This window comes from Escherichia sp. AM3 (assembly GCF_032029835.1).
Taxonomy (GTDB): domain Bacteria; phylum Pseudomonadota; class Gammaproteobacteria; order Enterobacterales; family Enterobacteriaceae; genus Escherichia; species Escherichia coli.
The window spans coordinates 1-411 of sequence record NZ_JAVUPQ010000608.1 but is presented as its reverse complement, the minus strand read 5'-3'; the positions used below and the strand labels follow the sequence as shown (position 1 = coordinate 411).

Sequence of the window (411 nt, the reverse complement as noted above, 5' to 3'; positions counted from 1 at the left end):
ACCAGAAAGCTGTTGCTGCTGATCCAGACAATGGTCGGTGAACTGGCAGCGGCGCAGCACTGCAAACCCGGCGAGGTACGCTTCACGCGCCGGGAGATCCGCGACTTCACGCAGTGGAGCGACAACCAGCTTAAAGTCCACTGTATGCGGCTGGCGGAAATGGAATACCTGCTGATCCACGGCGGCAGCCGGGGTCACCTGCTGCAATACGAGTTGCTGTGGGACGGCAGCGGCGACGGCTCGCACCTGTGCGGCCTGATCGAACCGGAGGACAGCCCGGTGTATGACTCCGGCAAGTTGGGGCAGAACGCGGACAGGTTGCCCTTAAGTTGCCCACATGTTGGGGCTAAGTTGGGGCTAAGTTGGGGGCGGTAAAACCGCCTGTAAGCCGCGCCAGTACTGGCACTGATG

1 pseudogene is annotated in these 411 nt (G+C 61.6%); it reads left to right on the top strand.

The features are described 5' to 3' along the window. A pseudogene (locus tag RTW80_RS27500) lies at positions 1-375 on the top strand (DNA primase); the annotation flags it as partial. Between the last annotated feature and the right edge of the window lie 36 nt (positions 376-411).